The sequence below is a fragment of the Psychrobacter sp. T6-1 genome, from assembly GCF_052258445.1.
The window spans coordinates 1-1057 of the sequence record NZ_JBQQFC010000546.1; the positions used below are offsets into that span (position 1 = coordinate 1).

Sequence of the window (1057 nt, forward strand, 5' to 3'; positions counted from 1 at the left end):
GAAAACTTGTTTTGATATTCTTTTGGCGTCAGCTGGGTCGCTCGTTTAAACAAACGGGTAAAGGAGGAGATATCGCTATAGCCCACTTGATAAGCGAGCGATTTGATCGTCACTTGCCCAGACTCCAATAGACGCTTGGCCTGCTCAATCCTGACTGCCTGAATGTATTCAATAGGGCGCATCGCTATACAAGCCTGAAAACGTCTATTCAAGGTGCGCGGCGTGACATTGACCATCGCTGCCAAATCGCTCACCTGTAGCGGCTCATTAAAGCTGCTTTCGATAAATTCCTGTACGTGCTTGACGAGCGTATCGGCATGCGACTTGTGAACCGTCACATTGGTATAGCTATTTTGACTACCGCGTTTACTATCGATAATTTGCGTCTTTGCCACTTGCGTTGAGACCTCGCGCCCGCAGTAGCGCTCGATCAGTAGTAGCGCCAAATCATAAAAGGCACTGCCGCCTGCCGCGCAAAATATATTGCCTGATTGAGTGACAAATTGGTTTTCTTGTAAATCAACGCGTGGGTATTCGCTTTTGAACTTGCTAGCATAACCCCAATGCGTTGTGGCGGTTTTGCCATCTAGTAGTCCAGCCGCCGCGAGAAAAAAAGCGCCACTACAGTTGCTCGCAATATCAGCTCGCGTGCTGGCAAGGCGTTGTAGGTGTGGCAACAAGGCGCTATTTTGTTTTAATACTTTATCAATAGAATCGCCAATGGTTGGAATAAGTAGTAAATCACACTCACTCACGTGAGTGATATCGCAGTGCGCTTGCATTATAAGGCGGTTGCTACATTTGATATCCTGTTTGCCAAGACTTGCGATCTGCACTCTAAATTTTGGCTCTACTTCCAAATCCAAAAAGCGCTGCCAACTGACTCCAGTGAACGAAAATAAGTCTAACGCCCCTGCCAATACGCTACCAAGCACGCCATCAAATCCAAGAATGACGACTTCAAAAGGTTTTTGACTTGGTATCTGGCTGGGCATGGTAGTTAACCTCTCTGCACTTATAGCTAAGCGGATGTCTTTTTTCACCTTAATTATGTCAT

The 1057-nt window shown here is 46.5% G+C and carries 1 protein-coding gene; it reads right to left on the reverse strand.

Features of this window, described 5'->3' with window-relative positions; translation table 11 throughout:
* Positions 1 to 995: GlxA family transcriptional regulator (locus ACTXGO_RS14480; protein ID WP_443575011.1), on the reverse strand; the 995-nt coding region annotated here is incomplete at its 3' end.
* Positions 996 to 1057 lie beyond the last annotated feature (62 nt).